The 25,732-nt window shown below is 59.2% G+C and carries 29 protein-coding genes; 15 read left to right on the top strand and 14 right to left on the bottom strand.

Annotation, left to right across the window (positions count from 1 at the left end; all coding sequences use genetic code 11):
- Nucleotides 1–76: 76 nt before the first annotated feature.
- Nucleotides 77–883 carry a TatD family hydrolase gene (locus tag PSH76_RS19195; protein ID WP_305492734.1) on the bottom strand — a complete coding sequence of 269 codons (807 nt, stop codon included), beginning with the start codon at nt 881–883 and terminating at the stop codon, nt 77–79.
- A 236-nt stretch (nt 884–1,119) separates the two neighbouring features.
- On the opposite strand from PSH76_RS19195, the gene PSH76_RS19190 reads away from it, so the two are divergent.
- From PSH76_RS19190 to PSH76_RS19180, 3 genes are all read left to right on the top strand, one after another.
- The gene (locus PSH76_RS19190) at nt 1,120–2,541 is read left to right on the top strand and encodes a transglycosylase SLT domain-containing protein (RefSeq protein ID WP_098952293.1); all 1,422 of its coding nucleotides are present in this window, start codon (nt 1,120–1,122) and stop codon (nt 2,539–2,541) included.
- A gap of 103 nt (nt 2,542–2,644) precedes the next feature.
- The gene (locus PSH76_RS19185; protein ID WP_003189852.1) at nt 2,645–3,079 is read left to right on the top strand and encodes a DoxX family protein; all 435 of its coding nucleotides are present in this window, start codon (nt 2,645–2,647) and stop codon (nt 3,077–3,079) included.
- 259 nt (nt 3,080–3,338) lie between these two features.
- A complete protein-coding gene (locus PSH76_RS19180; protein WP_003189853.1) occupies nt 3,339–3,647 on the top strand; it encodes a hypothetical protein in 309 nt (102 codons plus the stop codon).
- A 4-nt stretch (nt 3,648–3,651) separates the two neighbouring features.
- Here PSH76_RS19180 and PSH76_RS19175 read toward each other — a convergent pair whose 3' ends face one another.
- From PSH76_RS19175 to PSH76_RS19165, 3 genes are read right to left on the bottom strand one after another with little or no spacing between them, the layout of a single operon-like run.
- Nucleotides 3,652–5,388 carry a Gldg family protein gene (locus tag PSH76_RS19175; RefSeq protein WP_305492733.1) on the bottom strand — a complete coding sequence of 579 codons (1,737 nt, stop codon included), beginning with the start codon at nt 5,386–5,388 and terminating at the stop codon, nt 3,652–3,654.
- 17 nt (nt 5,389–5,405) lie between these two features.
- Nucleotides 5,406–6,131 (bottom strand): ABC transporter permease, encoded by a 726-nt coding sequence (locus tag PSH76_RS19170; RefSeq protein ID WP_032892753.1) that lies wholly within the window; start codon nt 6,129–6,131, stop codon nt 5,406–5,408.
- Nucleotides 6,128–7,054 carry an ABC transporter ATP-binding protein gene (locus PSH76_RS19165; RefSeq protein WP_032892751.1) on the bottom strand — a complete coding sequence of 309 codons (927 nt, stop codon included), beginning with the start codon at nt 7,052–7,054 and terminating at the stop codon, nt 6,128–6,130. The genes PSH76_RS19170 and PSH76_RS19165 overlap by 4 nt, the downstream gene beginning before the upstream one ends.
- A gap of 240 nt (nt 7,055–7,294) precedes the next feature.
- Here PSH76_RS19165 and PSH76_RS19160 point away from each other — a divergent pair, with 240 nt between their 5' ends.
- Entirely contained in the window at nt 7,295–8,341 is a 1,047-nt protein-coding gene (locus PSH76_RS19160; protein WP_305492732.1) for a hypothetical protein, read from the top strand.
- Nucleotides 8,342–8,465: 124 nt separating this feature from the next.
- Nucleotides 8,466–8,945 (top strand): transcription elongation factor GreB, encoded by a 480-nt coding sequence (greB, locus tag PSH76_RS19155; protein ID WP_032897540.1) that lies wholly within the window; start codon nt 8,466–8,468, stop codon nt 8,943–8,945.
- Between the two features lie 37 nt (nt 8,946–8,982).
- Here greB and PSH76_RS19150 read toward each other — a convergent pair whose 3' ends face one another.
- Together PSH76_RS19150 and PSH76_RS19145 are read right to left on the bottom strand one after the other, a co-directional pair.
- Nucleotides 8,983–11,493, bottom strand: coding sequence for an ABC transporter permease (locus PSH76_RS19150; protein WP_305492731.1), 2,511 nt, complete (start codon nt 11,491–11,493; stop codon nt 8,983–8,985).
- Nucleotides 11,493–12,176, bottom strand: coding sequence for an ABC transporter ATP-binding protein (locus tag PSH76_RS19145; RefSeq protein ID WP_003189864.1), 684 nt, complete (start codon nt 12,174–12,176; stop codon nt 11,493–11,495). Before PSH76_RS19145 ends, PSH76_RS19150 begins: the two co-directional genes overlap by 1 nt.
- A gap of 10 nt (nt 12,177–12,186) precedes the next feature.
- On the opposite strand from PSH76_RS19145, the gene PSH76_RS19140 reads away from it, so the two are divergent.
- The 3 genes from PSH76_RS19140 (at nt 12,187) to PSH76_RS19130 (ending at nt 14,188) form a co-directional block, all read left to right on the top strand.
- Entirely contained in the window at nt 12,187–12,792 is a 606-nt protein-coding gene (locus PSH76_RS19140; protein WP_305492730.1) for an arylesterase, read from the top strand.
- Between the two features lie 58 nt (nt 12,793–12,850).
- The gene (locus PSH76_RS19135; RefSeq protein ID WP_003189866.1) at nt 12,851–13,144 is read left to right on the top strand and encodes a hypothetical protein; all 294 of its coding nucleotides are present in this window, start codon (nt 12,851–12,853) and stop codon (nt 13,142–13,144) included.
- A 78-nt stretch (nt 13,145–13,222) separates the two neighbouring features.
- Nucleotides 13,223–14,188, top strand: coding sequence for a L,D-transpeptidase family protein (locus PSH76_RS19130; RefSeq protein ID WP_003189867.1), 966 nt, complete (start codon nt 13,223–13,225; stop codon nt 14,186–14,188).
- Between the two features lie 172 nt (nt 14,189–14,360).
- Here PSH76_RS19130 and oprI read toward each other — a convergent pair whose 3' ends face one another.
- Nucleotides 14,361–14,612, bottom strand: a complete 252-nt coding sequence (gene oprI, locus PSH76_RS19125; protein WP_003172710.1) for an outer membrane lipoprotei OprI — start codon at nt 14,610–14,612, stop codon at nt 14,361–14,363.
- A 612-nt stretch (nt 14,613–15,224) separates the two neighbouring features.
- Here oprI and PSH76_RS19120 point away from each other — a divergent pair.
- On the top strand, nt 15,225–15,506 hold the full coding sequence (locus PSH76_RS19120; RefSeq protein WP_003189869.1) for a GNAT family N-acetyltransferase: 282 nt from the start codon (nt 15,225–15,227) through the stop codon (nt 15,504–15,506).
- Between the two features lie 69 nt (nt 15,507–15,575).
- Here PSH76_RS19120 and PSH76_RS19115 read toward each other — a convergent pair whose 3' ends face one another.
- The gene (locus PSH76_RS19115) at nt 15,576–16,652 is read right to left on the bottom strand and encodes a 3-deoxy-7-phosphoheptulonate synthase (RefSeq protein ID WP_003189871.1); all 1,077 of its coding nucleotides are present in this window, start codon (nt 16,650–16,652) and stop codon (nt 15,576–15,578) included.
- A gap of 130 nt (nt 16,653–16,782) precedes the next feature.
- Nucleotides 16,783–17,217, bottom strand: a complete 435-nt coding sequence (locus PSH76_RS19110; RefSeq protein WP_305492729.1) for a PilZ domain-containing protein — start codon at nt 17,215–17,217, stop codon at nt 16,783–16,785.
- Between PSH76_RS19110 and PSH76_RS19105 the strand changes: the two genes are divergently transcribed.
- The 4 genes from PSH76_RS19105 to cysB all read left to right on the top strand — a co-directional run bounded on the left by PSH76_RS19105 (nt 17,216) and on the right by cysB (nt 20,216).
- Complete coding sequence (locus PSH76_RS19105; RefSeq protein ID WP_305492728.1) at nt 17,216–17,602, top strand: co-chaperone YbbN; 387 nt, start codon at nt 17,216–17,218, stop codon at nt 17,600–17,602. The genes PSH76_RS19110 and PSH76_RS19105 overlap by 2 nt on opposite strands.
- The gene (locus PSH76_RS19100) at nt 17,599–18,561 is read left to right on the top strand and encodes a putative 2-dehydropantoate 2-reductase (RefSeq protein WP_305492727.1); all 963 of its coding nucleotides are present in this window, start codon (nt 17,599–17,601) and stop codon (nt 18,559–18,561) included. The genes PSH76_RS19105 and PSH76_RS19100 overlap by 4 nt, the downstream gene beginning before the upstream one ends.
- Before the next feature lie 75 nt (nt 18,562–18,636).
- The gene (locus PSH76_RS19095; RefSeq protein ID WP_003189875.1) at nt 18,637–19,137 is read left to right on the top strand and encodes a universal stress protein; all 501 of its coding nucleotides are present in this window, start codon (nt 18,637–18,639) and stop codon (nt 19,135–19,137) included.
- A gap of 104 nt (nt 19,138–19,241) precedes the next feature.
- Nucleotides 19,242–20,216, top strand: a complete 975-nt coding sequence (gene cysB / locus PSH76_RS19090) for an HTH-type transcriptional regulator CysB (RefSeq protein WP_003189876.1) — start codon at nt 19,242–19,244, stop codon at nt 20,214–20,216.
- 111 nt (nt 20,217–20,327) lie between these two features.
- Here the strand turns inward: cysB and PSH76_RS19085 are convergent, their stop codons facing one another.
- Both PSH76_RS19085 and PSH76_RS19080 read right to left on the bottom strand, forming a co-directional pair.
- Nucleotides 20,328–20,810 (bottom strand): GreA/GreB family elongation factor, encoded by a 483-nt coding sequence (locus tag PSH76_RS19085; RefSeq protein ID WP_098952712.1) that lies wholly within the window; start codon nt 20,808–20,810, stop codon nt 20,328–20,330.
- 14 nt (nt 20,811–20,824) lie between these two features.
- Nucleotides 20,825–21,196, bottom strand: coding sequence for a hypothetical protein (locus PSH76_RS19080; RefSeq protein ID WP_305492726.1), 372 nt, complete (start codon nt 21,194–21,196; stop codon nt 20,825–20,827).
- Between the two features lie 132 nt (nt 21,197–21,328).
- Between PSH76_RS19080 and earP the strand changes: the two genes are divergently transcribed.
- The gene (gene earP / locus PSH76_RS19075) at nt 21,329–22,462 is read left to right on the top strand and encodes an elongation factor P maturation arginine rhamnosyltransferase EarP (RefSeq protein WP_138762110.1); all 1,134 of its coding nucleotides are present in this window, start codon (nt 21,329–21,331) and stop codon (nt 22,460–22,462) included.
- Nucleotides 22,463–22,511: 49 nt separating this feature from the next.
- Nucleotides 22,512–23,084 carry an elongation factor P gene (locus tag PSH76_RS19070; protein ID WP_032892737.1) on the top strand — a complete coding sequence of 191 codons (573 nt, stop codon included), beginning with the start codon at nt 22,512–22,514 and terminating at the stop codon, nt 23,082–23,084.
- 66 nt (nt 23,085–23,150) lie between these two features.
- On the opposite strand, the gene PSH76_RS19065 is transcribed toward PSH76_RS19070, so the two are convergent.
- The 3 genes from PSH76_RS19065 to PSH76_RS19055 form a co-directional block, all read right to left on the bottom strand.
- A complete protein-coding gene (locus PSH76_RS19065) occupies nt 23,151–23,570 on the bottom strand; it encodes an organic hydroperoxide resistance protein (RefSeq protein WP_010176159.1) in 420 nt (139 codons plus the stop codon).
- A gap of 654 nt (nt 23,571–24,224) precedes the next feature.
- Nucleotides 24,225–24,677 (bottom strand): MarR family winged helix-turn-helix transcriptional regulator, encoded by a 453-nt coding sequence (locus tag PSH76_RS19060; protein WP_186606172.1) that lies wholly within the window; start codon nt 24,675–24,677, stop codon nt 24,225–24,227.
- A gap of 81 nt (nt 24,678–24,758) precedes the next feature.
- The gene (locus tag PSH76_RS19055; protein ID WP_032892734.1) at nt 24,759–25,709 is read right to left on the bottom strand and encodes a LysR family transcriptional regulator; all 951 of its coding nucleotides are present in this window, start codon (nt 25,707–25,709) and stop codon (nt 24,759–24,761) included.
- Nucleotides 25,710–25,732: the final 23 nt, after the last annotated feature.

Here is a 25,732-nt window from a genome sequence, read left to right as displayed (position 1 = left end):
GGAAACAGTATTGGCAAGGTGCCATTATTGTGCCGCTATTCAGAACAGCGCTTTTGACATGGGTCAATGCGCCGCATTAATCGATGCCAGGCAAGCCGAAAAAGCGCCGGGCGCACGCGGTGCTGTGCAGCGCCAGGTCTTCCATTGTTTCGTTACGGTGCAAGGCCACTTCGCGCAGTACTTCGGGCAGGTACGCCGGTTCATTGCGACCGTTCTTTGGTTTGGGGCGCAAGGTGCGTGGCAGCAGGTAGGGCGCATCGCTTTCCAGCATCAGACGGCCTCGGGGAATTTCCCGGACCAGCGGATGAAGGTGGGTGCCACGGCGTTCGTCGCAGATCCAACCCGTGATGCCAATGTGCAAGTCCAGGTCCAGGTAGCTGAACAGCGCCGCCTGTTCACCAGTGAAGCAGTGCACCACGGCGGCTGGCAGGTGGTCGCGGTAGTCCTTGAGGATCTCCAGCAGGCGCTGGTTGGCATCGCGTTCATGGAGAAACACCGGCAGTTGCAGCTCGACCGCCAGGGCCAGGTGTTCTTCGAAGACTTTTTCCTGCTGGGGGCGAGGGGAGAAGTCCCGGTTGAAATCCAGCCCGCATTCACCCACGGCGCGCACTCGGCTGTCGCCCAGCAAGCTGCGCAGGCGTTGGGCGCTGTCGCTGTTCCAGTCGCTGGCAGAGTGAGGGTGAATGCCGGCAGTGCTGAAGAGTCGCTGGCCGCTTTCGTCGAGTTTTACACACAGTTGCAGGGCCTGTTCGCTGCCCTCGACGCTGGTGCCGGTGAGTACCAATTGCTGCACGCCAGCGGCGTAGGCGCGTTCGAGAACGGCCATGTGCCTCTCGTCGAAACTGGGGTTGGTCAGGTTGACGCCAATATCAATGAGTTGCATGGTGCTATCTCCGCCTGCGGCCGGAAAGCATATCAGAGCTGTAGATTGATAAGAAAAACCAAGAACTACAATGCGTTAACGCTGTCTTTGAACGTCGCAAGCGACATTGTGGTGGGCCGATTGCCTGCCACTGTGGCGCCGTTGCACGCCTTGCCAGCGCATAAAGCGCTCTGTTTCTGACCACCAGCACTGCGTTATTCGCGCAGGCGCTGGCCAGTTTTCTTTCCGGAGAGCGGATGATCCGACCCTCGGCGTTGCTTATGTTGTGTCTGACGTTATGGCTGCCCATGGCGGCGGTCGCACGTCTGGATGGGCCGCTGCAGGTGGCCAAACCCGGCAAGGTCCGCGACCTCGCGCAAATTCGCTCCAGCCGCACCCTGCGCGTCTTGGTCAACCAGAGCCGCAACAGTTCCGGTGAAGTGCAGGGCCAGGCCATCGGTGTCGAATACCACCGGTTGCGCGCCTTCGAGCAGTACCTCAACGGCCATGCCCGTGATGGGCAGGCCATCAACCTCAAGATCATCCCCAAGGCGAAGGACCAGTTACTCGGCGCGCTGGCCCGCGGTGAAGGCGACCTGGTGGCGCCCGGTGAGTTGCTGGACGTGAAGGGCGTGCGCAAGGTCAGCGCCAGCGACCCGATTGTCAGCGATGTGCCGTTGTGGCTGGTGGGCGTCAAGGGCGAACGGCGGTTTACCAAGCTGGAGCAACTGTCGGGTCGCACGGTGACGCTGACCACGGGTAGTGCGGCGGCGGATGCCATCAGTCAGGTCAATCAAAAACTGGCCCTGCACAAACGCCCACCGGTGAAAGTGGAATGGGTTGACCCCAGCCTGGCGGTGGAAGATGTCCTGGAGATGGTGCAGGCCGGGATTTTTCACCTGACGATTGTGGAAAAGCCGATTGCCCAACGCTGGGCGAAAATCCTGCCCAAGTTGCGCTTTGACAAACAGGTAGTGATCAGCGAACCGGGCGACGAGTTCTGGTTTGTGCGCCAGGACGCGTCGATGCTGCGCGCCAGCATTGATCGGTTTCTCAAGACCTATCACACGCCTTCCGACCAGGATGTGGCTTTCCAGCGTATCTATCGACGCCTCTACCAGGTCCGTAACCCATTGGCGCGGGCTGACCGCCAGCGCCTGGAAAAACTGCGCCCGGTTTTGCAAAAACATGCACGTGAGCAAGGTATGGACTGGCTGAACCTGGCGGCGTTGGCGTTCAAGGAGTCTTCCCTGGACCCAGGTGCGCGCAACAGCGGCGGCCCCACCGGCCTGATGCAGATCACGCCGTCGGCGGCCCAGCGGGTGGGGGTCAACAATATCGAGACGCTCGACAATAACGTGCAAGCGGGGGCACGTTACCTGGCGATGATCCGTCGCAAGTTTTTCGCCAGCCCCAAGCTCAATGAGCGCGAGCGCATGGCCTTTATGCTGGCAGCGTACAACATGGGGCCGGAGCGAGTGCAAGGCATGCGCACCGAGGCCAAGCGCCGTGGGCTTAACCCCAATCAGTGGTTTTTCCAGGTTGAACGCATTGCCATGGAGCAGGTAGGGATGGGCGGCGTCAGCTATGTTAATAGCGTCAACAAGTATTATTTGGCGTTCGATCGGGAGCGGGAGTCCCTTGAGCCGGTAGCTGCTAAAATTGCCTCGCGCAAATAATCGAATTGTTAGATATTAATTAGGCAATATTTCGGCTTTTATCATTGCTTAAACTGATTAATATAGCGGCCAACCAACCCCTACCTGGAAAAGGATTTACCCCATGAGCCCAATGATTACCCGTGTACTGTCCACTCGCGCCGGTTATGGCCTGACTATTCTGCGCATCTTCGTCGGCATCATCTTCGCTGCCCACGGCTCGCAAAAACTCTTCGGCTGGTTTGGCGGTGGTGGCCTGGCGGGCACCGCACAATGGATGGAAAGCATCGGCCTGGCGCCGGGTACGCTGATGGCGCTGCTGTCGGGCGGTACCGAGTTCTTCGCCGGCCTGGCCCTGATCATCGGTTTGCTGGTTCGCCCTGCTGCATTGGGCCTGACCTTCCTGACGCTGGTGGCGATTTTCTCTGTACACATCCACAACGGGCTGTTCATGGCCAACAACGGTTATGAGTTCGCACTGGCGTTGCTCGGCGGCGCGCTGGCGGTGTTGCTGGAAGGTGCGGGCAAATTGTCTGTCGACCGCGCGATCACTCACTGATCGTTTTGCACGCTGCACAAAAGGCCCGCTGATGCGGGCCTTTTCGTTGCCCGGGATTCTTGACACTGCCCCACCGGCTTCTCTAGGATGCTGCTCATGCGCCGATTTAAACAGCTAATTGCGGGGCGCCACTGGGTCTCAATGCAGCCCGACAGAAGCACGCTTGCTCACGCAGGGCGTTCCTCGAAATACCGCTAAAGCGCTGGTTCGGTGTTGCCTCTCACCTGCCCGCAGACTTTTGAGGCAGAGACACGACACGATGAATGCACTACGCCCCCTCATACGCCTGGCCCCGATCACCGCGGACCTGACTCAACGCAATCCGAAAATCCTGTTGGGCGGCAAGCACCAGCCGACACTGCTGCGCTATCTGGACGGCTGGCCACGTCGTTCCGGTCGGCCCTCGGCGTTCCTGATCCAGTTTGTTGAAGACGGCGATTCACTGGCCCGTTTTGCCAGCGACAGTTTCGATCTGGCAGTTATTCAGGCACCGAGTGCCAGCAACGCTCATGAGGTGATCCACCAACTGACGCGCATTGCCCGGCAAGGGCTGATTGCCCGTCGCTGAGCGATTAGTGAAAGATCGCGGGGGTACGACGCCGGCGCTGGTGTAGGAAAAGTAACCAGGCAATCAGGCACAACAGCAGCGGAAGGGGCACGATTATCAGCCCTTTGAGCTGTCGCTCGAAACGCTGCACCGGGGCATAGGCCTGCGCCTTGAGTGCTTGCAACTCGATGGGCAACTGCAGGCGCTCCTTGTTCAGTGCCTGCAACTGGGTACTGGTATCCACCGCTTGGGTAATAAGCCGTGTGTGCAGTGGGTTCAACCTTCGCCACGCTTGCTCCGTCTGCTCAAGTCGTCGCTCCAGCTCAACCGAATTTTTCCGATACGCCTGTGCGGCTTGGTCCCGCATCTGATCCAGCCTGTGCAACGGTTGGTGCATGACACGGGGTCGAATGCGTTTGAGTGCGTCGGGAGCCGCCAGGTTATCCAATGTGTTCAATACCAACTGCGCGTTGCCGTTGGGTCGTGCCTGGCTGAGAGTGTCCGCTAGCAGGTCAGTGTCGGCCACGACTACCACCTGAATCAGTTCTGCTTTTTGCAGCCCGGGCGGCTGGCCCTTGAAACCGTCGGGAAACGCTGAGTAAGCGGGCCCCTCAATGCGCGCTGCGATTACGTGGCGCTGCCCTGAAGTTGCCGTTTCATCGATGAGCGAGTCGAATGTGGTCGCTGAGGCAAAGCGTTTTGCGTCCAACAGGGCTGATTGCCCTGAGCTCAGTAGAAGTGGGGTCAGCAGTGAGCGGCTCTTGGGCGCTAGCGAAAGCGCGCCGCTGCTTGAGACGATGACGCTGTCCAGTCCCCAGGTGCTGATATCCGTCGTGGCCATGGCCTGTCGCGGCAGGTGTAGCCGGGCGGGGTGCAGTACCCGGGGCATTCCCGGACCGGGCGTGGCTGATGAGGCATAAAGATTGTCGATCAACAGCTTGTCCTCCGGCATCTGGATGCCCCACGCGTTCAGCAGCCCCTCCATTCTCGCGTTCGCTGACACGGCGTCAGCGCCTATCTCGCTCACAGGGTCGATGAACATCATCAACGGGGTGCCTTTCAATACCGATTGCTCAATGGCATATAAGGCCCGCTCAGGTAAGGCGTGCGGCTGTATGACCATCAATGTCGCGATGGATGGCGGTACCTGAGCAATGTTCGACGCCAGTTCCACCACATTGAATTGCTCGCGCATCAACGCCAGCAGCTCGCTGGCTGGTTTATCCAGCGACAGGCCCGACAGCAGGCCGACAGTGGCACGCTCAGGGTGCCCCAACTTATAGATCAGGTGGCTGATCTCATATTCTAGTAATGACTCGTGCTCAGGGCGGAACGCTTCGATGCGTTGGGCGCCCTGGCCAGCGCGGGTGCCGATAAGACCAAGAAATCCTTGCGTGTCATCAAGCCCGAACAAGCTGGCTTTGTAGGCGTCTTCAGAAAAGGGAGCGGGGTTGATGATATGTAAGTTGATCATGCCGTTTGCCGCTTTTTCGAACGCCTTGAGCACGTCTTCGACGCGCCGGCCATAACGTTCTAATGCCTGGCTTTTTTGCGGCGCATTGAGGGCGTTGAAGTAATACAGATCCAGTGGGCTTTCAAGTGAGGCAAGTAGTTGCCGCGTTGCTGGCGATAACGTATGGATTTTTTCTTGGGAAAAGTCCCATTGGACAGTAGGTAGTTTGGGTACCCAGACTAGATTGAGTGCCAGAAACAGCAGTGATATGACGAGAAGTGTCATACCCGCACGAAAAGCGGATCCCATCAGTGGTCTTCCTTTTCTCAACTGCTTTTGTAGTTGAGTGTGAGGGTGGTTGCAAACAGAAAAGCAACGATCATGCTTATAAAGTACAGGCTGTCATGCAGTGTGAGTCTGCCGTTATCCATCGCGCTGAAGCGGGCGATGGGATCCAGGGACATCAAACTGTCGATAACCCATATCGGTGCTTGTTGTTCAAGTGCATCCAGTACTGACGAAAGCCCACTGGCGGTCAGCAACAAGCCGAGGGTGAAAAAGAAAATCAGCAGGCGTTGGTTCGCAAGTACACAGATGAAGCAACCCACGGAAAGATAACTTCCCGCCAGCAACCAACTGGCCAGGAACTGCGAAGCGATAACGGTATTGTCAGGCGTGCCCAGATAATTGACGGCAATTACCAAGGGGAAGTTAAGCATCAGCGCAATGCCACAGACAGTCCATGCTGCGATAAATTTTCCGATCACTCGTTCCACTGAGGTGACAGGCAAGGCATTCAGGGTGTCGTAAAAGCTGGCGTTGGATTCATCCGACCACAACTGCGTCGATAACAGGGGGACCAGCAGGAGATAGAGCCAGGGATGCAGCTCGAAAAAGGCCTGCAGATCGCTGCTGTTGCGCTCCATCCATTGGTTGGAATGCAGTCCCAGCACGGCGCATAGCGCGAGAAAAATTGCCACGCTCAGATAGGTGCTGGGCGCGCAGGCGTAGCTGGCGAGTTGTCGTTTGAAAATGACAGGTAGCAGTCTCAAGGTGTTACCTCTTGGCTCAGATGGTGAACGACATCGTTCAGGCGACCCGGCTCCAGATTCATTGACGTGATGTTCCAGCCGCGATGGGTGATAAGCGCGTTGATTGCGGGAAATACGGAATGCCCAGGCATGGCCAGGACCGTCACCTTGCCGGGTGCATGTCGGTCTTCTTCGATGCCGGCGACGCCGGGCAATACGGCCAGCGCGAGCAAGTCCAGCGGGGTGTCTGCTGCGAGGGTGACGGCCTGGAAATGCCGGGAGCTGCGCTGTAAGTCGGGCAGCGAGGCATCGGCCACCAGGCGGCCACCGGCCATAACCAAGGCACGGGTGCAGATGTCCGCCAGCTCCTGGTAATGGCGGGAGGCGATGATGATGGTCATTTCATCGCTCAGGGACTCAATGAGTGCCCGGAACTTGAGCCGTTGATCAGGACAGAGCCCTTCTGTGGGTTCATCCAACAGCAGCAGGCTTGGTGAATGCAGGAGCGCCTGGGCCATTGCCACTCTGCGCTTCAAGCCAAGGGAAAGTGCGCTGATGGCGCAGTCGAGCACGGGCAGCAGTTCCAGGCGTGCGACGACCTGCGCCACTTGGCTGCGTTTTTCCAGCCCGCTCAAACCGCGAATGGCAGCAATGAAATTGAGCATGTGTTTGACGGACATCGTGTGATGGTCGAGGCCGCCTTGAAGTTGATAGCCAATGACTTTTTTGGCTTGAGTTGAATGGGTATGGGTATTGAAACCTTGAATAGTGATATGCCCGGCCGTCGGCTTGATCGCCCCGGCGATCAAGCTCAATAGTGTGGTTTTGCCTGCACCGCTCTCTCCCAGCAGGCCCACACACTCCTGGCGCTGGGCACAGAAGGACACGTTGCTGATTACGCGTGTTTTGCCCAGCTGTTTTGTCAGGTTGCTTATCTCGATCATGGTTTTACCGAATAAGTTTTGCAGGGCGTGTGAGAGGGGCCGGCTGTAGGGGGAAGTGCTTTAAAAAGGGTACGTTCAATATGAAGGCTTGGGAACGCGAAGTATGCTTAATAAGAAGAATCCTACGTTCACTCCGATAATTCGCTGAAACAATTGTTTTGTTTTGAATACTTATTAATGCCCGGATGTTTATCGGATGTTTATATAAAGTTTTCTTTTTTGTAATGAGGCCTGATTGCCATGATGCTTCTACGTACTCTTGTTCTTGAGCGCAACGATGAAGGGACGCCGGTTAACGGCGCCTTGTTGTGCGGGTTTGCTGTTACGCAAACGGCATCCAACTTTCTGGTGTACAGCCTGGATGAGGAGGCGGAGCCCGGCCACTCCAGGGTTTATATCGCCGCATTACGTAAAAAGATTGAACGGTATTTTCTGGGAGGCGTTGATTCCAAAGAGGACCTGCAATTAGCCATGCAAGTCTTCAAACAGATCTTGACGATGGCAGCCGCAGCCGGCTCGAAGACGACGCCCATTGCCGAACCCCAGGTTCCCTTTCATTTCATTGATTTGAAAGGCTGCCGGTTACCGCCGGCCAGGCCAGAGGATCACCACTCGGTGATCATCAAGAAGGCCCTGGTCATGAAGGTCATCACCCTGGGCATGTCAGCCCCGGCGTTGCCTGCGATCGAAAGCAGTGCAGTGATCGTGCCGTCCATTCGCTTCTCGTCGCAAATGGTTGCGCCGCCGCGAAATCCGCGCTCAGCCACGACGGCGCCGCAGCCTATGGATGAAGACACCGTTGAGGAACCGGCGCGGTCGCTGGTCGCGATACCGCAGGAGCAGGTTGAGAGCAGTGCGTCGCCTGTTCCGGTTGAACAAGATGACAGTCACTTTGAGCCAAACAACCTGCGGTTGGACCCACCCGAGCCGGAGCCCGAACCCTTGGACCCGCCTGCTCAGATGGACCATACCTCTTTGCTCGAAATGGACAGCGCACTGAGCAACCTGGCCAAGGTCGCCCAGGAATTGACGCAAAAAAAATGCGCAGTACTGGAGAAGGAACAGATGCTGGAACAGTGGCAGGCGCGATTGCAACAGCAGCAGAGCCAGCTGGAAGAGAAGGGCCGTGAACTTGAACAGCGCCATGCCTATTTGCAGGAGCAGGGCTTGGAGGTCAGCCAGAAGGCCGAAAAGCTGGCGATGATGATGTTGCAGTTGTCGGGTATGCGCCAGCGTATGCAGGGCACGTTGCTTGAGTTGGATCAAGTGCTGGAGGGGCATGGGTGAGGTAATGGGGCGCCGGCCTGGATACTTTCCAGGGTTCATTTATCATCAGTCCCAGCCAGCCGCTGCCTGGGCATGATGCCCTGGCATAACGGCACCATTGGACATTGCCTGGGGATGCAAGCGTTTGAGTACCAAGCTGATTACCAAAGAAGGTCATGAAGCGCTGAAAAAAGAGCTGGATTACCTGTGGCGTGAAAAGCGCCCGGATACCACGCGCAAAGTGACCTGGGCGGCCTCCCTGGGAGATCGCAGTGAAAACGCCGATTACCAGTACAACAAGAAGCTGTTGCGCGAGATAGACCGGCGCGTGCGTTACCTGCGCAAACGCCTGGAAGACATGCGGGTGGTGGAGTACATGCCCGAGCAGGAGGGAAAGGTATTTTTCGGCGCATGGGTCGAAATCGAAAACGAACAGGGCGAGACCAAGCGTTTTCGCATCGTCGGTTATGACGAGATCTACGACCGTATGGATTACATCTCCATCGACTCACCTATGGCACGGGCCCTGCTGCGCAAGGAGGTGGATGACGAGGCAATCGTACAGACCCCCGGCGGAGAGGTGTGCTGGTGGATCACCAAGATCGAATATGTGAAGCCCGCCTGATGGCACGTACCTTGGCTGGGTACGTGCCATCCGGGTTTCAGCCTTCGCGCAATACGGTCAGCGGGCTGGCATTCAGCGCACGGCGCGTGCCGAACACTCCGGCAGCGCCAATCAACAAAGCACCGATCACGGGCAGCAGTAACAACCACGGGTGGGGATGCCACGCCAGGTCAAAGGCATAGCGGTACAGCACCCAGGTCACCAGTTCGGTGCCCAGTGCCGCCAACAAGCCGCTGACGGCGCCCAGCAGGCCGAACTCAATGCGTCGGGCCTTGACCAGCAACTTACGCTCGGCACCCAGGGCGCGCAGCAATGCACCCTGGCGGATTCGTTCATCCAGGGTGGCCTGCAGGCCAGAGAACAACACCGCCATGCCCGCCGCGAGTACAAACAACAGCACGTATTCGACGGCCAAGGTCACTTGGGCAAGGATGCCGCGCAACTGCTCCAGCAGGGCCTCGACCTGCAGGATAGTGACCGCCGGGAAGGCCCGTGACAGGTCGACGATCTGTTGGTCATGGCCGGGAGCCAGATAGAAGCTGGTGAGGTAGGTCGCGGGCAGATCCTTCAAGGTGCCCGGTTGGAAAATCATGAAGAAGTTGGGCTGGAAGTTATCCCAGTTGATGGTGCGCAGGCTGGTAACCCGCGCCTCACGGTTTTCACCGCCGATGGTGAACACCAGATGGTCGTTGAGCTTAAGCTTCAGGCTCTCGGCCACTTTGGCTTCCACCGACACGCCAGGAACCCCATCAGTGGGTTGCGCCGACCACCAGGTACCTGCTGTCAGGACGTTACCCGCCGGCAAGTCGGCTGCCCAGGTCAGGCTCAGGTCGCGTTGAGTGGCACGGTCGCCGCTGGAGTCCTTGCTGACAATTTCCTGCACCGGTTCGCCATTGATGCTGATCAAGCGCCCTGGCACCACCGGGTAGAGCGGCGCTGCTTGCGCCTGGACATCCAGCAGGCGGGCGCCAAAGGCGTCCTTGTCGGCCGGCAGGATATTCAGGGCGAAGTAGTTGGGCGCATCCTTGGGCAACTGGTTTTGCCAGGTGTCGAGCAATTCGCCCCGCAAAAGCGCGATCAACCCCATGGAGAGCAGGATCAAGCCAAAGGCCAGGGACTGGCCTGCCGCCGCCAACGGGTGACGCAACAACTGGCCCAGGCCCAGGCGCCAGGGCAGGGAGGCGCGAGCCAATAACCGCCGCAGGCTTTGCAACAACAGCAACAGCAAGCCCCCCAGGAGCAATGCAGCCACCACACCGCCGCCGAGTAACGCGAAGGTCAATACCAGGTCCAGGCTCAGGCGCCACATGATCAGGCCCAAGGCAAACAGCGCCGCGCCGTAGACCATCCAGGTGCTTGAGGGGATAGGCAGCAAATCGCGGCGCAACACCCGCAGCGGCGGTACCCGACCCAGTGCGGCCAGCGGCGGCAGGGCGAAGCCGGCGAGGGCGACCAGCCCGGTGCCGATCCCGGCGACAGCCGGCAGCAACCCGCCCGGCGGTACGTCGGCGGGCAGCAGGTCGTGCAGGAAATAGAACAGGCCAAACTGCGCCAGCCAACCGAGCAGGGCGCCGGCCAGGCTCGCCAGCAAGCCCAGCACACTCAGTTGCAGGGTGAACAACAACATCGCTTCACGGCGCGACAGGCCCAGGCAGCGCAACAACGCGCTGGCATCGAAACGTCGACTGGCGAAGCGGTTGGCCGACAGCGCCACGGCCACCCCAGCCAGCAGCACGGCCACCAGGCTGGCCATGTTCAGGTAGCGTTCGGCCTTGCCTAGCGCGCCGCCGATCTGCTGGTTGCCATCGCGGGAGTCCTGCAGGCGCTGGTTGGCGGCCAGGCCCGGTTTGACCAGGTCGCGATAGGTTTGCAGCGCAGTGCTGCCTTGCGGCGCACGCCAGAGTTCGCGGTAGCTCACCCGGCTGCCTGGCTGCACAACACCGGTGGCGTCCAGGTCCGCCAGGTTGATCATGACCCTGGGCGTAAGGCTGTAGAAGTTGCCGGCGCGATCGGGCTCATAGGTCAGGATGCGCGCCAAGCGCAGGGTCTTCATGCCGACATCAATGCTGTCGCCGACTTTCAGGTCCAGCGCCGTCAGCAATCGTGCTTCCACCCAGGCTTCGCCGGGTTTTGGACCACCGCCCGGAACTTCAGCGCCGAAGGGCTCGGTGCTGCTTTTAAGCTCGCCACGCAACGGGTACTGCTCGTTGACCGCCTTGATGCTGGAAAGCTGGATGCCGTTGTCGGTGGCGATAACGCTGGAGAACTCCACGATGCGAGCGTGATCCAGGCCCAGTTCGGTCCCTGATTTGATTTGCTCGGGACGGGCAGGCGAGCTGCCTTCGAGCACCAGGTCGGCGCCGAGGAACTCGGTGGCACGCAGCAGCATGGCGCCGTTGAGGCGCGCACCAAAGTAGCCGATGGCGGTGCTGGCGGCCACGGCCACCAGCAGGGCAAAGAACAACACGCGCAATTCACCGGCGCGGGCATCGCGCAGTAACTGACGCATGGCAAGGCTGAACAGACGCAACAGCGGCAAACGTGCCATCAAGGCTCCAGGGGCGCGACCATCAGGCCGGCTTCAAGGCGGATCAGGCGTCGGCAACGATGGGCCAGGCGCTCGTCATGGGTGACCAGTACCAGGGTCGTGCCGCTCTCTTTATTCAACTCGAACAGCAGGTCGCTGATGCGCTCGCCAGTATGGCTGTCGAGGTTGCCGGTGGGCTCGTCGGCGAACAGCACGTCCGGTTCGGCGGCAAACGCGCGGGCGATCGCCACCCGCTGTTGTTCGCCACCGGACAGCTGGCGGGGCGAGTGGGTCAGGCGCTGGCCCAGGCCTACGCGCTCCAGCAGGTGTTTGGCCCGCTCGCGGGCGTCCTGGCGGCCGTCCAGCTCCAGCGGCAGCATCACGTTTTCCAGTGCATTCAAGCTGTCGAGCAATTGGAAGGATTGGAATACGAAGCCCACATGTTCGGCACGGATGCGTGCGCGCTGGTCTTCGTCGAGGGTGCTCAGGGCTTGCCCGGCCAGGGTGACTTCGCCGCTGCTGGGCAAGTCGAGGCCGGCCAGCAGGCCCAGTAGGGTGGATTTGCCGGAACCGGAGCTGCCGACGATAGCCAGGCTATCGCCCTTGTTCAGTTCCAGGCTCAGTTCGTGCAGGATAGTCAGTTCACCTTCCGCGCTGGGAACCACTTTACTAAGGTTTCGCGCGGTGAGAATGCTTGCGCCCATGGAGAATCCGATGCGAGTGTGGTTTTTGAGTGCTGGCCTGGCCTTGATGTGCATGGCCCAGAACGCAGCGGCGGGTACAGTCCTGATCGTTGGCGATAGTATCAGTGCCGGTTTCGGCCTGGATACCCGCAAGGGGTGGGTCGCGTTGCTGGAGCAACGGCTCAAGCAGGAGGGTTTTGACGATAAAGTGGTCAATGCTTCCATCAGCGGCGACACCAGTGCAGGAGGCCTCGCGCGGCTGCCCGCGGCGCTTGCAACGCACAAACCGGATGTGGTGGTGATCGAGTTGGGTGGCAACGATGGCTTGCGCGGCCAGCCGCCTGCGCAATTGAAACAAAATCTTGCGTCGATGATTGACCAGTCCAAGGCCGGTGGTGCCAAGGTGCTGTTGCTGGGCATGCAGTTGCCACCCAATTATGGGCCCCGATACACCAATGCGTTTGCACAAGTCTATGGTGCATTGGCCCAGGAAAAAGACATTCCTCTGGTACCGTTTTTCCTTGAGGGCGTGGGCGGTCATCCTGAGCTGATGCAGGCTGATCAATTGCATCCGGCAGTCGCCGCGCAAGGCAAGTTACTGGAAAATGTCTGGCCAACGCTAAAACCGCTGTTATGACGCTTTTCTACCGGCAGGCTTTCGGCTAAGGTGGCGCCCCCCCGATTTGGAGCCCTCGATGTCGCGCCCTGCCTGGTCCCTGTTTAACTACCAACTGATCGAGCCGGACGAGCAGCTGGACCTGTTCGCCTGCCAGGAAGTGCGGGTGCATTTGGTGGCGCGTCAATTGGAACTGGGCGGCTCCATTGATCGCACGCTCTGCGGCACTCTATTGCCGGCACAGCCACGCTGGTCATCGGTCAACCGCTCGATTTTCCAAGACCAGCGACTCTGCCCTTTGTGCCGGGCGATTCTCGAATCGCAAAAGCGCGGCACGCCGCCGATCTGGCCGGAGCTGCGCTTCGAGCTGTAAAACCGCTTGAAGCTTGGCGCTGCGAAGCCGTATACAATCAATTTTTCCCTACCCGTCGTCTTGCGAAGGATTTTTCGGATGTTGTCGCGCCTTTCCGTCGTTACCTGCTGCCTGTCTCTTGCTGCGCTTTGTGCGGCGGGTTCGGCGGCGGCCTTGCAGTTGCCCTTGCCACCGCCCGGTGAGGACATTGTCGGCCAGGTCCAAGTGATCAAGGCCAAGTACGAAGACACCTTTGCCGATCTGGGTACTACCTACGACCTGGGCTATTCGGAAATGGTCGCGGCCAACCCGGGTGTCGATGCCTGGTTGCCGGGCGCGGGCACCGAGATTGTGCTGCCGACACGCTTTATCCTGCCGCCCGGGCCGCGGGAAGGCATTGTGATCAACCTGGCGGAATACCGGCTCTACTACTATCCCAAAGGCCAAAACGTCGTCTACACCTTCCCCTTGGGTATTGGCCGAGAAGGCTGGGGTTCGCCGATCGCCCATACCAGTATCATCGCCAAGACGCCGAATCCGACCTGGACGCCACCGGCCTCGATCAAGGCCGAGCACGCCGCCAACGGTGATCCGCTGCCCAACGTGGTGCCTGCCGGCCCCGATAACCCACTGGGGCCGTTCAAGTTCACCCTGGGCACGCCGGGTTACCTGATCCACGGCTCCAACATGAAGTTTGGTATTGGCACACGAACCAGCCACGGTTGCTTCCGCATGTTCAATAACAACGTGTTGGAAATGGCGGGCATGGTGCCGGTGGGTACGTCAGTGCGCATCATCAACGACGCGTACAAGTTCGGCAGCAGCGGTGGCAAGGTCTATCTTGAAGCCCACACGCCGTTGAACGATGACGGTACGCCATCGGTGGTCGACAAGCACACCGCAGTTATCAATGCGTTGCTCAAGCGCGAAGACCTGTCCAATAACCTGCGGGTCAACTGGGACCAGGTACGTGATGTGGTCGCCGCCGAGGATGGCTTGCCGACCGAAATTGGTGTGCCAGGCGCGGCTCCGGTGGCCTCAAGCACGCCGGCCGACCTGCTGTAGGAGCGAGCTTGCTCGCGAAAAACCCGAGGGCGCCGCTGTAAATCAGCACGCCCGCGTCATCGTTGACCACCTTCGCGAGCAAGCTCGCTCCTACAGGTGGCGCGTGCCAAATCAAAGGCAAAAAAAAGCCGACCCATAAATGGATCGGCTTGATAACAACCCCGAAGGATTATTACTTGCGGCTTGCTTTTTCAAGCATGCGCAGAGCGCGCTCGTTAGCTTCGTCAGCAGTCTGTTGTGCTTTTTGAGCAGCAGCCAGAGCTTCATCAGCTTTACGGTAGGCTTCGTCTGCACGGGCCTGGGAGCGAGCTGCTGCGTCTTCAGTTGCAGTCAGACGAGCTTCGGTTTCTTTGGAGACGCTGCTGCAACCGGTAGCCAGAACTGCGGCCAGAGCCAGAGCAGAGAATTTCAGAACGTTGTTCATCGTGTTCCCCTTCAAGGACTTTCAATTTAATGGCTACTTTCTCAGAGTGAGCTAATAGCCGGCGTACATACTACCCATTACTTGTAGTAAGTAAACTGACGTTGCGCAAGAAGCAAAAAAATTTCTTGTGCCGAATCTATTTTGGCTAATCTTTTGACGGTTTGTATGAAAACCGTCCAATTTTTTGCGCCTCGACGAACATTGGATCCAGGCTGAAAGGGCCGGCCCGCATGTGTTAAGCCTTGTAAACAGATGAAATTTTATATAACGAAGCGGGGCACTTTGGTTGCGTTTGGCTTTACTGCGGCTGGCATCTTTTGCGCATCTAGAGGTGACTTTAAGAGCGCCAGTTCGTCTCAAGGTTCAACTGCCGGCAATGTTCAGGCTATCGGTCACCGGTTGATCGAGGCCCTTTCTATATCCACCAGCGGCGGGGAATGACGAGTGCGCCTTGAGCAATTTCAGGATTGGTGCCTACTATTCCCTATGTGCTGGTTGTGAGCGCTCACGGTTTTCTCGCTGTCGAAACCGGCACGGGGTGGCGTAGATGTTCCTTCGCCGGAAAAACATCGGTAAGGTAGGGTCGTTAATTCAGACCCGCGAGGAGTAGTGATGAGCGAGGCGTTGTCCATCCACCATGACCAGGCTGGTCATCAGTTCGAGACCAATGTGGACGGTCATCGTGCCTACCTGACCTACATGGACCTCGGGAAGCAGACCCTGGATATCTATCGCACCTTCGTGCCCAACGCACTGCGGGGGCGAGGCATTGCGGCGGCGTTGACCGAGGAAGCCTTGAAGTTTGCCGAAGAGGCTGGCTACACGGTGATCCCGTCGTGCTCCTATGTCGAACGCTACATGGAGCGTCATCAGCGCCATGCCGCGAAGCTGTAACTGACCAGTTGCCAATAAAAAACGCCGGGCTTAGCCCGGCGTTTTTATATGCGCGAAACGGGTACAGGCTCAGGTGCGTTTGCGCTGGGGCAACACGTCCTTGAGCTTGGCGTGCATGCTGCGCAGGGTGGTTTCGGTGGCGGACCAGTCGATACAGGCATCGGTGATCGACACGCCGTACTGCAAGTCGGCCAGGTCTTTTGGAATCGCCTGGCAACCCCAGTTCAGATGGCTCTCTACCATCAAGCCGATGATCGACTGGTTGCCTTCCAGGATCTGGTTGGCAACGTTCTCCATCACCAGCGGCTGCAACGCCGGGTCTTTGTTGGAGTTGGCGTGGCTGCAGTCGACCATGATGTTTGGCTTGATCTTGGCCTTGTTCAGCGCCTGTTCGCACAGGGCGACGCTGACCGAATCATAGTTGGGCTTGCCATTGCCGCCACGCAGTACCACGTGACCGTAGGCGTTGCCCTTGGTGGTCACGATGGACACGCCGCCTTCCTGGTTGATGCCCAGGAAACGGTGAGGGCTGGAGACCGATTGCAGCGCATTGATCGCCACGGTCAGGCCGCCGTCAGTGCCGTTCTTGAAGCCTACTGCCGAGGACAGGCCGGACGCCATTTCGCGGTGGGTCTGGGATTCGGTGGTGCGTGCGCCGATGGCCGACCAGCTGATCAGGTCCTGCAGGTATTGCGGGGAGATCGGGTCGAGGGCTTCGGTGGCAGTGGGCAGGCCCATTTCAGCCAGGTCCAGCAGCAGCTTGCGACCGATGTGCAAGCCGTCCTGGATCTTGAAGGAGTCGTCCAGGTACGGGTCGTTGATCAAGCCTTTCCAGCCGACGGTGGTACGCGGCTTCTCGAAATACACGCGCATGACCAGGTACAAGGTGTCGGACACTTCAGCCGCCAGCACCTTGAGGCGCTCGGCATATTCGTGGGCGGCCTTGAGGTCGTGGATCGAGCAGGGCCCGATCACCACGAAGAGGCGGTGGTCGGTGCCGTCGAGAATGTCACGGATGACTTCGCGGCCCTTGGTGACGGTCTGCAAGGCAGCGTCGCTCAGGGGGATTTCGCGCTTGAGCTGATCGGGGGTGATCAGGGTCTCGTTGGATTCAACGTTAAGGTCATTGATCGGTAAATCAGCCATCGTGTTACTCGCCAGGGTCACGGGTGCCGGCCGCCAGCTATCCCCGTGCGGCGGGCACAGCATGATTTGAATGCAGGGGGGAGGAACCTTAGCGCGTAACACGGGCCCGCGACAATGGGCAAAGCCCGGTTTAATCCAGCGCTGGCTGCACAACCGCCTCATGGGAGAACTCGCCGGCATGGCGCGACACCCAATCACGGGCCATGGCTTCCAGTTGCGCAGGCGTTGGCTCGGCATCTTCTTGCAGGCGGCAGTAACGCTCGATCTGGCACACTTGCTCGCCCATCCGCGCACCGAACAAGGCGTGTTCATCGGTAAAGCAGATACCGATGCGATAGCCCTGTTCGACCTTGCGGCACCAGGCAACATAGCCCGGATAACGGGCGCTGGGCCCCAGGGAAGGTATATGCAGGTCAACCGCCGTGCCGGCGCGCCAGGCACGCGGCCAATTGCAGGCGATGCCGCCACGGCCGATAGTGTGCAGGCGTTGGCGGGGAAGGGCGGGAGCGGGACGTTGAATCAACTCGACAGCGACATCATCAGGGTGAGGTAAAAAACGACCCATGTACACGGACTCCGAGCGCCGTCCAGTTGACGGCAATGGCAGCAGTATAGTGAAGGAACTGGAATTGACCGACCTGGATATTGACCAGCAATTGCTGGGATTGCCAGGTATTTCGCTGGTAGTGTTCACCAGTGTCGGTTGTGCCAGTTGCCGCTGGGCACGCCAGCAATTGCCCGGCTGGCAATTGCCGGTGGACCGCGTGTGCTGGGTGGATGCCGGGCACAACGGCGGTGCGGTGCAACGCTACCAGATCTTTCATTTGCCGGCGTTGTTCCTGGTGTGCGAGGGTCAATTCCTTGGGCAATTACAGACACGTCTTACAGCGTCCGACCTCGCCGAATGCATAAACCAGGCGCTAACCCGAACACCAGAGGATTTGCCATGACAGCAGTTGCAGCCCCGTCGCCACGCATTGGCATTATCGGCACCGGTGCCATTGGTGGTTACTACGGACTGATGCTGGCGCGTGCCGGCTTCGACGTGCATTTCCTGTTGCGCAGCGAGTACGCCGCGGTGAGCAAGCATGGCCTGCACGTCAACAGTACGGTGCATGGGCAACTGCACCTGCATCCGGTGCAGGCCTATGCCAGCGCCGCCGACATGCCGCCGTGCGACTGGCTATTGGTGGGCACCAAGTCCACCGGCAATGTGGACCTGGCGCCGACCATCGCCCAGGTGGCGGCGCCGGACGCCAAAGTGGTGCTCCTGCAAAACGGCCTCGATGTGGAAGACAGCCTGCGGGAACACCTGCCGCCGTCGCTGCATCTGTTGGGCGGCCTGTGCTACATCGGTGTGCACCGCTCGGCCCCCGGTGTGGTCGAGCATCAGGCGTTGGGCCGGGTCAACCTGGGCTATCACAGTGGCACGGCGGCCAACGACGAGGCGCAGCAACAGGCGATTGTCGAAGCCGGCGCCGGGCTGTTTCATCAAGCCGGCATCGAGTCCCAGGCCATGGCCAATGTGCATCTGGCGCGTTGGCACAAGCTGGTCTGGAACGTGCCGTTCAACGGCCTCTCGGTGTTGCTGGGCACGGGCACCACGGCCATGATGGCCGATGAGTCCAGCCGCGAGTTGATCCAGGCGCTGATGGCCGAGGTGGTGCAGGGCGCGCATGCCTGCGGGCATGAAATTGCTGCCAGCTACGCCGGGCAGATGTTCGCCATGACCGAAACCATGGACGATTACCTGCCCAGCATGTACCACGACCACCTGCACAGGCGGCCGTTGGAACTGGCGGCCATCTACGCCCGTCCCTTGGCCGCTGCCAAAGCCGCCGGTTGCGAACTGCCACGCATGCAGGCGCTTTACCAGGCCTTGAGTTTTATTGATCGGCACAACCGCTGATTGAGGGGAGTCCAGACCGAGCGCTAGCTGCTAAGCTCATTCAATCCCCGCCATCCTGGCAGTCCAGGAGGTTCTATGATTCGTTCGATGCTGTTTGCCACGGACCTCGGTCTGTATGCGCCCTACGTGATGCAACATGCACTGGCGCTGGCGCGAACGTTCAAGGCTGACCTATATGTGATCCACGTGGTCGAGCCCATCGGCTTGTTCGCCGAATCGGTGTTGCAGAGCTACCTTGATGAGGCCGCCTTGAGCGAATGGCAGAGCAAGGGGCTGAGCACGGTGATGGCGACGATTGAACAACGCGTGTTGGACAGCTTTCGCGAGGAGTGGGGGGAAGGGGAGCAGGACCTGCAATGGATTCGCTCGGTCAAGGTGATCCAGGGGGACCCTTGCGAGGTGATTCTCGACCAATTGCGCAAACTGTCCGTCGACTTGCTGGTCGTAGGCAGTCATAGCCAGGCAACCGGCGTGGCCGTCCCCCTTGGACGTACCGCCGCACGGGTGTTGCAGTTGTCCCCGGTGCCGGTTTACCTGGTGCCGTCGTTGCAGCGTCGGCGCAGTGACGACAGTTGATCGGTAAAAACGATAAAAAAGTTCTAGATTTATCCGCAAAACCTTTAATATAGTTATATACCGTCGCTGATACCCGTGGCGTCTATCTGCTTTGAGGGATTGATATGAAGCTTCAACAACTGCGCTACATCTGGGAAGTGGCGCACCACGACCTCAACGTTTCCGCTACCGCTCAAAGCCTCTACACCTCGCAGCCTGGTATCAGCAAGCAGATCCGCCTGCTCGAAGACGAGTTGGGCGTCGAAGTCTTCGCACGCAGTGGCAAACACCTGACCCGCGTCACTCCGGCTGGCGAGCGCATCATCACCACCGCCGGCGAGATCCTGCGTAAAGTCGAAAGCATCAAGCAGATCGCCCAGGAATTCTCCAACGAGAAGAAAGGCACCTTGTCGATCGCCACCACTCACACCCAGGCGCGCTATGCATTGCCGCCGGTGATCCGTGATTTCATCAAGCAATACCCGGACGTAGCCCTGCACATGCACCAGGGTTCGCCGATGCAGATTGCCGAGATGGCCGCTGATGGCACCGTCGATTTTGCCATCGCCACCGAAGCCCTGGAACTGTTCGGCGACCTGGTGATGATGCCGTGCTACCGCTGGAACCGTTGCGTGGTTGTGCCTCAGGGGCACCCGTTGGCCAAGCTGCCGAAGCTGACCCTGGAAGCCTTGGCTGAATACCCGATCGTGACCTATGTGTTCGGCTTTACCGGCCGTTCCAAGCTCGACGAAGCCTTCAGCCATCGCGGCCTCACGCCCAAGGTGGTGTTCACCGCTGCCGATGCCGACGTGATCAAAACCTATGTGCGCCTCGGCCTGGGCGTTGGGATCGTTGCCAAGATGGCGGTCGACACCAACCTCGATAAAGACCTGGTGGTGCTGGATGCCAGTGAATTGTTCGAGTCCAGCGTGACCAAGATCGGTTTCCGTCGCGGTACTTTCCTGCGCGGTTTCATGTGCGACTTCATCGAGAAGTTCGCGCCGCACCTGACCCGCGAAGTGATGGCCAAGGCGATCCAGTGCCACAACAAGCAAGAGCTGGAAGAGCTGTTCGACGGCGTCGAATTGCCCGTCCACTGACACGATTACCCTGTAGGAGCGAGCTTGCTCGCGAAGATCGCGGGGTGCCAGGTTGTATGCGGCGCCCTTGCGTTTCTTCGCGAGCGAGCTCGCTCCTACAGGGGTTGTAGGTTAACTGGCCTCGGTCACCGTAAAGTACTGCCGAGCGCCGGCCACCAGAATCTCCACTTCTTCATCGATACGTTTGCCCAACAGGCCTTTGCCCAACGGCGAGCGCGGCGTGATGACCGTCACCGGTTGCCCGACCACATCCACTTTCAAACCCGCCGCATCCGGCGCCAGGAACAGCCACTGCTGGCGACCGTCCTCATCTTCCAGGCCCACCAGCGTGCCGATCTCTATCCCGCGTTGATCATCGTACGCACGTAGCTGCAGTTGCTGGCACAGCACCAGCGATTGCTTGATCTCCTCCACTCGCCGGGCCTGCCCGGTGGCCAGGTAGGAAGCCTCCAGGCCGAGGGTGTCGTATTTGTTCTCGGCGATGTTTTCTTCGTGAGTCGCGGTTTCGTAGGCGGTCTGCGCGGCGCGTTGGACGATGTCGAGGTCGACGGTGAGTTTTTCCAGGATCAACTGGAGCACGGCGTGTTTATTCATGGCGGTATTTGGCATCAATCGCAGAATTTCAGGACATTGGCCCGCGTCTTTTCATTGGGGGCGTTCTGGTCTTGTTGCAGCCAGAACTGGCATTTGGGGTTGGACAGGTTACGCGCGTTGCTTCGGGCCTGGTCCAAGGCCTGTTGTTGTGCCTGTTTTTGCAGGTTCTGTTGGTACTGTTCGAACAGGCGGTTCGGTGGTTGTGACTCATCGACCGTGGCCGGTTTGCCCAATTGCTGAACCGCCTGGGCCACCGGTGCCAAGCTTTGGGGGAACAGGTAGCGAGACGCCAGCCAGGTGGTCAGCGCAATGGCGATAAACCCCAGCCATACGCCTGCGGCAATCGCGATGCAGAGCTTGAACAACGACAACGGACGGTCAGACATAAGGGCCTCCTGGCAGGCATTGACGGCATGGCGGTGATTGTCGCACAGCCTCCTTGCAGAATAATCGCGATCAAGCCTTCTGCATCCACCCATTTATGCGGACAATCAGACCTTTGATCGATGGAGCCCGGAATGAAAGCCCGCTGGGATATTTTTTGCAGTGTCGTCGACAACTACGGCGACATCGGCGTGACCTGGCGCCTGGCCCGGCAGTTGGTGGTGGAGCATGGCTGTGATGTGCGCTTGTGGGTCGACGACCTGCGCGCCTTCGAACGCATGTGCCCGGACATTGATGTGCAGGTGGGCCAGCAATGGCAAGAGGGCGTGCAAGTGCGTCACTGGCCGGCCGAATGGCCGGGCGCACACCCGGCCGATGTGGTGATTGCCGCGTTCGCCTGCCAGCTACCGCCTGAATACATGGACCGCATGGCCGAGCGTGAGCGTGCGCCATTGTGGATGAACCTCGATTACCTCAGCGCCGAAGACTGGGTGGTGGGCTGCCATCGCTTGCCTTCGGTGAAGTACAAGGGCGTGCAGAAATACTTTTTCTTCCCCGGTTTTCGCCCTGGCACCGGCGGCCTGTTGCGCGAAGCCGGCTTGTTGGAGCGCCGCCAGGCATTTCAGCAGGATGACGTCGCGCAGCAACAGTTCCTGCAAAGCCTGGGCGTTGCTCCGACGGTCGGCGCGCGTTTGATGTCGCTGTTTGCCTATGAGAATGACGGCTTGGCCGGCTGGCTCGACGTATTGGCGGCTGATGGGCGTGGGACGCACTTGCTGGTGCCGGAAGGGCGCATTCTGGGGGATGTGCAACGCTGGCTAGGCGTGAACAGCTTGTCCGCGGGTGACATCCAGGTGCGCGGCGCGCTGACCGTGCAGGTCATTGCATTCGTGCGCCAGGAGCAATATGACCAGTTGTTGTGGTGTTGTGAATTCAATGCCGTGCGTGGCGAAGACTCATTCGTGCGTGCCCAGTGGGCGGGGAGGCCACTGCTGTGGCATATCTATCGCCAGGACGAAGACATCCACCTGGACAAGCTCGACGCCTTCCTGGAACTGTACACCGCCGCACTTTCGCCAGCCGCCAAGGCAGCCGTCGTCACGCTCTGGCAAGCCTGGAACGCTGATGGCGATATGGCACAGTCCTGGAAAATGCTGCTGGAACATTGGCCCGAGGTCAGCCAGCACGCGCAGAACTGGTGTCTGGAACAAGGCTTGCAGGCCGATCTTGCGACGGCGCTGGTACAGTTTTATGAAAGTTGGATATGATACGCCACCTTGATTTTTGTCAATCCCATCCAAATTTCGGATATACGCAATGAAAACTGGTAAAGAACTGAAACCCGGTACAGTGATCCGTCTCGAAAACGACCCTTGGCTGGTTCAGAAAGCTGAGTTCACCAAGTCTGGTCGTAACAGCGCAATCATGAAGACCAAGCTGAAGAACCTGCTGACCGGTTACAAGACCGAGATCGTCTACAGCGCCGATGACAAACTGGACGACGTGATCCTCGACCGCAAAGAAGCGACCCTGTCCTTCATCAGCGGCGACACCTACACGTTCATGGACACCACTGACTACACCATGTACGAGCTGAACGCTGAAGATATCGAAGCCGTTCTGCCGTTCATTGAAGAAGGCATGGAAGACGTCTGCGAAGCGATCTTCTTCGAAGATCGTCTGGTTTCGGTAGAACTGCCGACCACCATCGTGCGTCAGGTTGACTACACCGAAGGTTCCGCTCGCGGTGACACTTCCGGCAAGGTAATGAAGCCTGCCAAACTGAAGAACGGCACCGAGCTGAGCGTTGCAGACTTCATCGAAATCGGCGACATGATCGAGATCGACACCCGCGAAGGTGGTTCGTACAAAGGTCGCGCCAAGAAGTAATTCTGGCCCCGGCGATACGAAAAAAAGCCCGACCTTGAGTCGGGCTTTTTCATGGGCGTCTGTTTATCAGACCGTTACATGCAAGCGCACATCCACGTTGCCACGGGTAGCGTTGGAGTACGGGCAGACTTGGTGCGCGGCGTCGACCAGACTTTGTGCATCATCCTGGGCCAGGCCCGGCAGGCTGATATGCAGGTCGATATCCAGGCCGAAGCCGCCAGGGATCTGGCCGATACCCACGTGGGCAGTGATCGACGCGTCATCCGGGATCTTGCGTTTGGTCTGGCTGGCAACAAATTTCAGTGCGCCGATAAAGCAAGCAGAGTAGCCGGCAGCAAACAATTGCTCGGGGTTAGTGGCCTGGCCACCTGCACCGCCCAACTCCTTTGGAGTCGACAGCTTGACGTCGAGGATATTGTCGCTGGAAACAGCGCGACCATCACGGCCGCCAGTGGCGGTGGCTACTGCGGTGTAGAGCGTTTGCATGGGGCGTTCCTCTGTGTTTTAGCGCTAAACATTTGCGCGCTAAGTAGTTGGTGAGGTGAATGTATAGCGCTAATGTTTTGCGCGCAAGATAAATTTTCAGCTTTTTGAATGATTGAAAAATTTGAGGGCGCCGCAGAGCAAAAAAGTGGGAGCTGGCTTGCCTGCGATTGCGGTGTGTCAGCCCTGAAAAAACTGACTGATTCGCCGCCATCGCAGCCTAGGTATCTACACAACTTTGCAGGCTGTAGCAGCCAACGCTAACCACGATGCGAAGCGAGCCGCTCTTGATCTTGATCTGCTTTTGATCTTAGGCGCCCCGTTAAACCACGCTGGCCGGAATTCGACAGGGATTTGGGGGGTAAACCGGCAGGGATGCCGGTTTAGCCGCCCCGCGCCATGGATGGCGCGTGGCGGCGGCCCCCCAAATCACTGGCGGATTGCGGGTACACCGAGCCTAGGCGAGGTGCCGAGTGGTGGGGCAAGAGCCCTTTGGTTACTTTGGGGCTCTTTTCCAAAGTGACCCGCCGTCAGGCGGAACCCTAAGTGGCCGTTACCGCAGCAATGGATATGTACACAATCCAACTGTGTTGACTGCCAGGCCGCCTTCGCGAGCAAGCCCGCTCCCACTTCTGAGTGTGGGTAATGCTGGGGGTGTCAGAGGCTGGTCTGCAAATTAGTGCGCAGCGCGATCAGGTCGCCTTGCAGCTTGCGCAATTGCTCCAGCGCCATCCCGCTGGCACCCAGGATGCATTGCGGAACATCCTTGGCCTTCTCCTGCAAAGCGCGCCCGGCATCGGTCAGCTCCACCACCACCACCCGCTCATCTTCACGGCTGCGGGTGCGGCTGAGCAAACCCTCCGCTTCCAGGCGCTTGAGCAGTGGCGTCATGGAGCCCGGGTCCGTCAGCAGGCGGCTGCTGATTTCGCTGACAGTCAACTCATCCTCTTCCCACAGCACCATCATGGCCAGGTATTGCGGGTAAGTCAGGCCGATGGCTTGGAGCAGCGGCTTGTAGACCTTGGTCATCAGCAGTGAAGTGGAGTGCAGGGCGAAGCACAGCTGGTTGTCCAGCAACAGCGATTCGCAGGGATCAGGGTTTTTGCTCATGGAGGCGCCTCGAAAAAGCATGTATGGGCTTGAATCTAGCGGGCAAATCTTTAATGCGCCAGATAATTATTGTCCTCGGCGTCAGACCAAGCCACTTTGCAATGCCAGATCCCAAGGCGGCACCGGGCTGAAACGGGATTTGAGGTATTCGAGCAGCAACCGGCTGCGGGCATTGGGCTGCTGTTCCAGGCGCAGCGCATAAATGCCGGCGGTTTCCGGGCTGGGCAACCCGTCTTCACAAAACAGCGGCAACAGTTCGCCGCGCACCAGGTATTCACTGGCCAACCAGGTCGGCAGGTGAGCGATGCCCAGCCCGGCCAATGCACCCGAAAGCAGGGCTTCGGCATTGTTGGCGCTCATGCGGATGCGCCGCGGGCGATAGGTGGTGCGGCGCCCGTCCAGTTCGAAGCGCCAGGCGAACATCGGCGCCAGCCCGTCCCAGTCCAGGCCATCATGTTCGCTCAGCTCCCGAGGATGGGCCGGCGTGCCACGGCTTTTCAGATACGCGGGGCTGGCACAGGCGATACGCACGATACTTGCCAACGGCGTAGCGATCAGCCGCGAGTCAACGATATGCCCGGCACGCAGCACCAGATCGACCTTGCCCAAATGCGCGCCCTGCATATCGACAAAGCTGTCGATCAAGTGCAGGTGCACGTCCAGGCCGGGATACAGGCTCAAAAAGTCCGCAATGACCGGCGCCAGGTGCCGGCGGCCAAACGCTGCGGGCGCATCGACCCGGATCAACCCTTCCGGCGCATGGCTCAGCGAGACGGCTTCGGCTCGCGCCAACTGCAACTCGCTGACAATCCGTCGCGCCCGCTCGGCAAAGGCCAAGCCCGCTGAGGTGGGCACCACCGCATGGGTGCTGCGTTGGAACAAGCGGCTGCCCACTGAGCTTTCCAGGCTGTCGATGCGCCGCGCAACGGCGGAAGGCGTCAGCGGATGGCGGCGCGCGGCGGCGGAAAAACTGCCGGTTTCCAATACATCCAGAAATAGGCTCAGTTGGTCGGTCAAGGTGTTGGGGTTCATGGCTCAACGCTTATGCGAGATTG

It is taken from the genome of Pseudomonas sp. FP215 (assembly GCF_030687795.1).
Lineage (GTDB): Bacteria > Pseudomonadota > Gammaproteobacteria > Pseudomonadales > Pseudomonadaceae > Aquipseudomonas > Aquipseudomonas salmasensis.
Note: the sequence above shows the minus strand (reverse complement) of the source record. Positions and strands in the feature narration are given on the sequence as shown.

Bases quoted from the DNA above. Each gene is read 5' to 3' on its own strand.
- PSH76_RS19195 (WP_305492734.1), bottom strand. From the start codon at position 883: ATGCAACTCATTGATATTGGCGTCAACCTGACCAACCCCAGTTTCGAC.
- PSH76_RS19190 (WP_098952293.1), top strand. From the start codon at position 1,120: ATGATCCGACCCTCGGCGTTGCTTATGTTGTGTCTGACGTTATGGCTG.
- PSH76_RS19185 (WP_003189852.1), top strand. From the start codon at position 2,645: ATGAGCCCAATGATTACCCGTGTACTGTCCACTCGCGCCGGTTATGGC.
- PSH76_RS19180 (WP_003189853.1), top strand. From the start codon at position 3,339: ATGAATGCACTACGCCCCCTCATACGCCTGGCCCCGATCACCGCGGAC.
- PSH76_RS19175 (WP_305492733.1), bottom strand. From the start codon at position 5,388: ATGGGATCCGCTTTTCGTGCGGGTATGACACTTCTCGTCATATCACTG.
- PSH76_RS19165 (WP_032892751.1), bottom strand. From the start codon at position 7,054: ATGATCGAGATAAGCAACCTGACAAAACAGCTGGGCAAAACACGCGTA.
- PSH76_RS19160 (WP_305492732.1), top strand. From the start codon at position 7,295: ATGATGCTTCTACGTACTCTTGTTCTTGAGCGCAACGATGAAGGGACG.
- PSH76_RS19150 (WP_305492731.1), bottom strand. From the start codon at position 11,493: ATGGCACGTTTGCCGCTGTTGCGTCTGTTCAGCCTTGCCATGCGTCAG.
- PSH76_RS19145 (WP_003189864.1), bottom strand. From the start codon at position 12,176: ATGGGCGCAAGCATTCTCACCGCGCGAAACCTTAGTAAAGTGGTTCCC.
- PSH76_RS19140 (WP_305492730.1), top strand. From the start codon at position 12,187: ATGCGAGTGTGGTTTTTGAGTGCTGGCCTGGCCTTGATGTGCATGGCC.
- PSH76_RS19135 (WP_003189866.1), top strand. From the start codon at position 12,851: ATGTCGCGCCCTGCCTGGTCCCTGTTTAACTACCAACTGATCGAGCCG.
- PSH76_RS19130 (WP_003189867.1), top strand. From the start codon at position 13,223: ATGTTGTCGCGCCTTTCCGTCGTTACCTGCTGCCTGTCTCTTGCTGCG.
- oprI (WP_003172710.1), bottom strand. From the start codon at position 14,612: ATGAACAACGTTCTGAAATTCTCTGCTCTGGCTCTGGCCGCAGTTCTG.
- PSH76_RS19120 (WP_003189869.1), top strand. From the start codon at position 15,225: ATGAGCGAGGCGTTGTCCATCCACCATGACCAGGCTGGTCATCAGTTC.
- PSH76_RS19115 (WP_003189871.1), bottom strand. From the start codon at position 16,652: ATGGCTGATTTACCGATCAATGACCTTAACGTTGAATCCAACGAGACC.
- PSH76_RS19105 (WP_305492728.1), top strand. From the start codon at position 17,216: ATGTACACGGACTCCGAGCGCCGTCCAGTTGACGGCAATGGCAGCAGT.
- PSH76_RS19110 (WP_305492729.1), bottom strand. From the start codon at position 17,217: ATGGGTCGTTTTTTACCTCACCCTGATGATGTCGCTGTCGAGTTGATT.
- PSH76_RS19100 (WP_305492727.1), top strand. From the start codon at position 17,599: ATGACAGCAGTTGCAGCCCCGTCGCCACGCATTGGCATTATCGGCACC.
- PSH76_RS19095 (WP_003189875.1), top strand. From the start codon at position 18,637: ATGATTCGTTCGATGCTGTTTGCCACGGACCTCGGTCTGTATGCGCCC.
- cysB (WP_003189876.1), top strand. From the start codon at position 19,242: ATGAAGCTTCAACAACTGCGCTACATCTGGGAAGTGGCGCACCACGAC.
- PSH76_RS19085 (WP_098952712.1), bottom strand. From the start codon at position 20,810: ATGAATAAACACGCCGTGCTCCAGTTGATCCTGGAAAAACTCACCGTC.
- PSH76_RS19080 (WP_305492726.1), bottom strand. From the start codon at position 21,196: ATGTCTGACCGTCCGTTGTCGTTGTTCAAGCTCTGCATCGCGATTGCC.
- earP (WP_138762110.1), top strand. From the start codon at position 21,329: ATGAAAGCCCGCTGGGATATTTTTTGCAGTGTCGTCGACAACTACGGC.
- PSH76_RS19070 (WP_032892737.1), top strand. From the start codon at position 22,512: ATGAAAACTGGTAAAGAACTGAAACCCGGTACAGTGATCCGTCTCGAA.
- PSH76_RS19065 (WP_010176159.1), bottom strand. From the start codon at position 23,570: ATGCAAACGCTCTACACCGCAGTAGCCACCGCCACTGGCGGCCGTGAT.
- PSH76_RS19060 (WP_186606172.1), bottom strand. From the start codon at position 24,677: ATGAGCAAAAACCCTGATCCCTGCGAATCGCTGTTGCTGGACAACCAG.
- PSH76_RS19055 (WP_032892734.1), bottom strand. From the start codon at position 25,709: ATGAACCCCAACACCTTGACCGACCAACTGAGCCTATTTCTGGATGTA.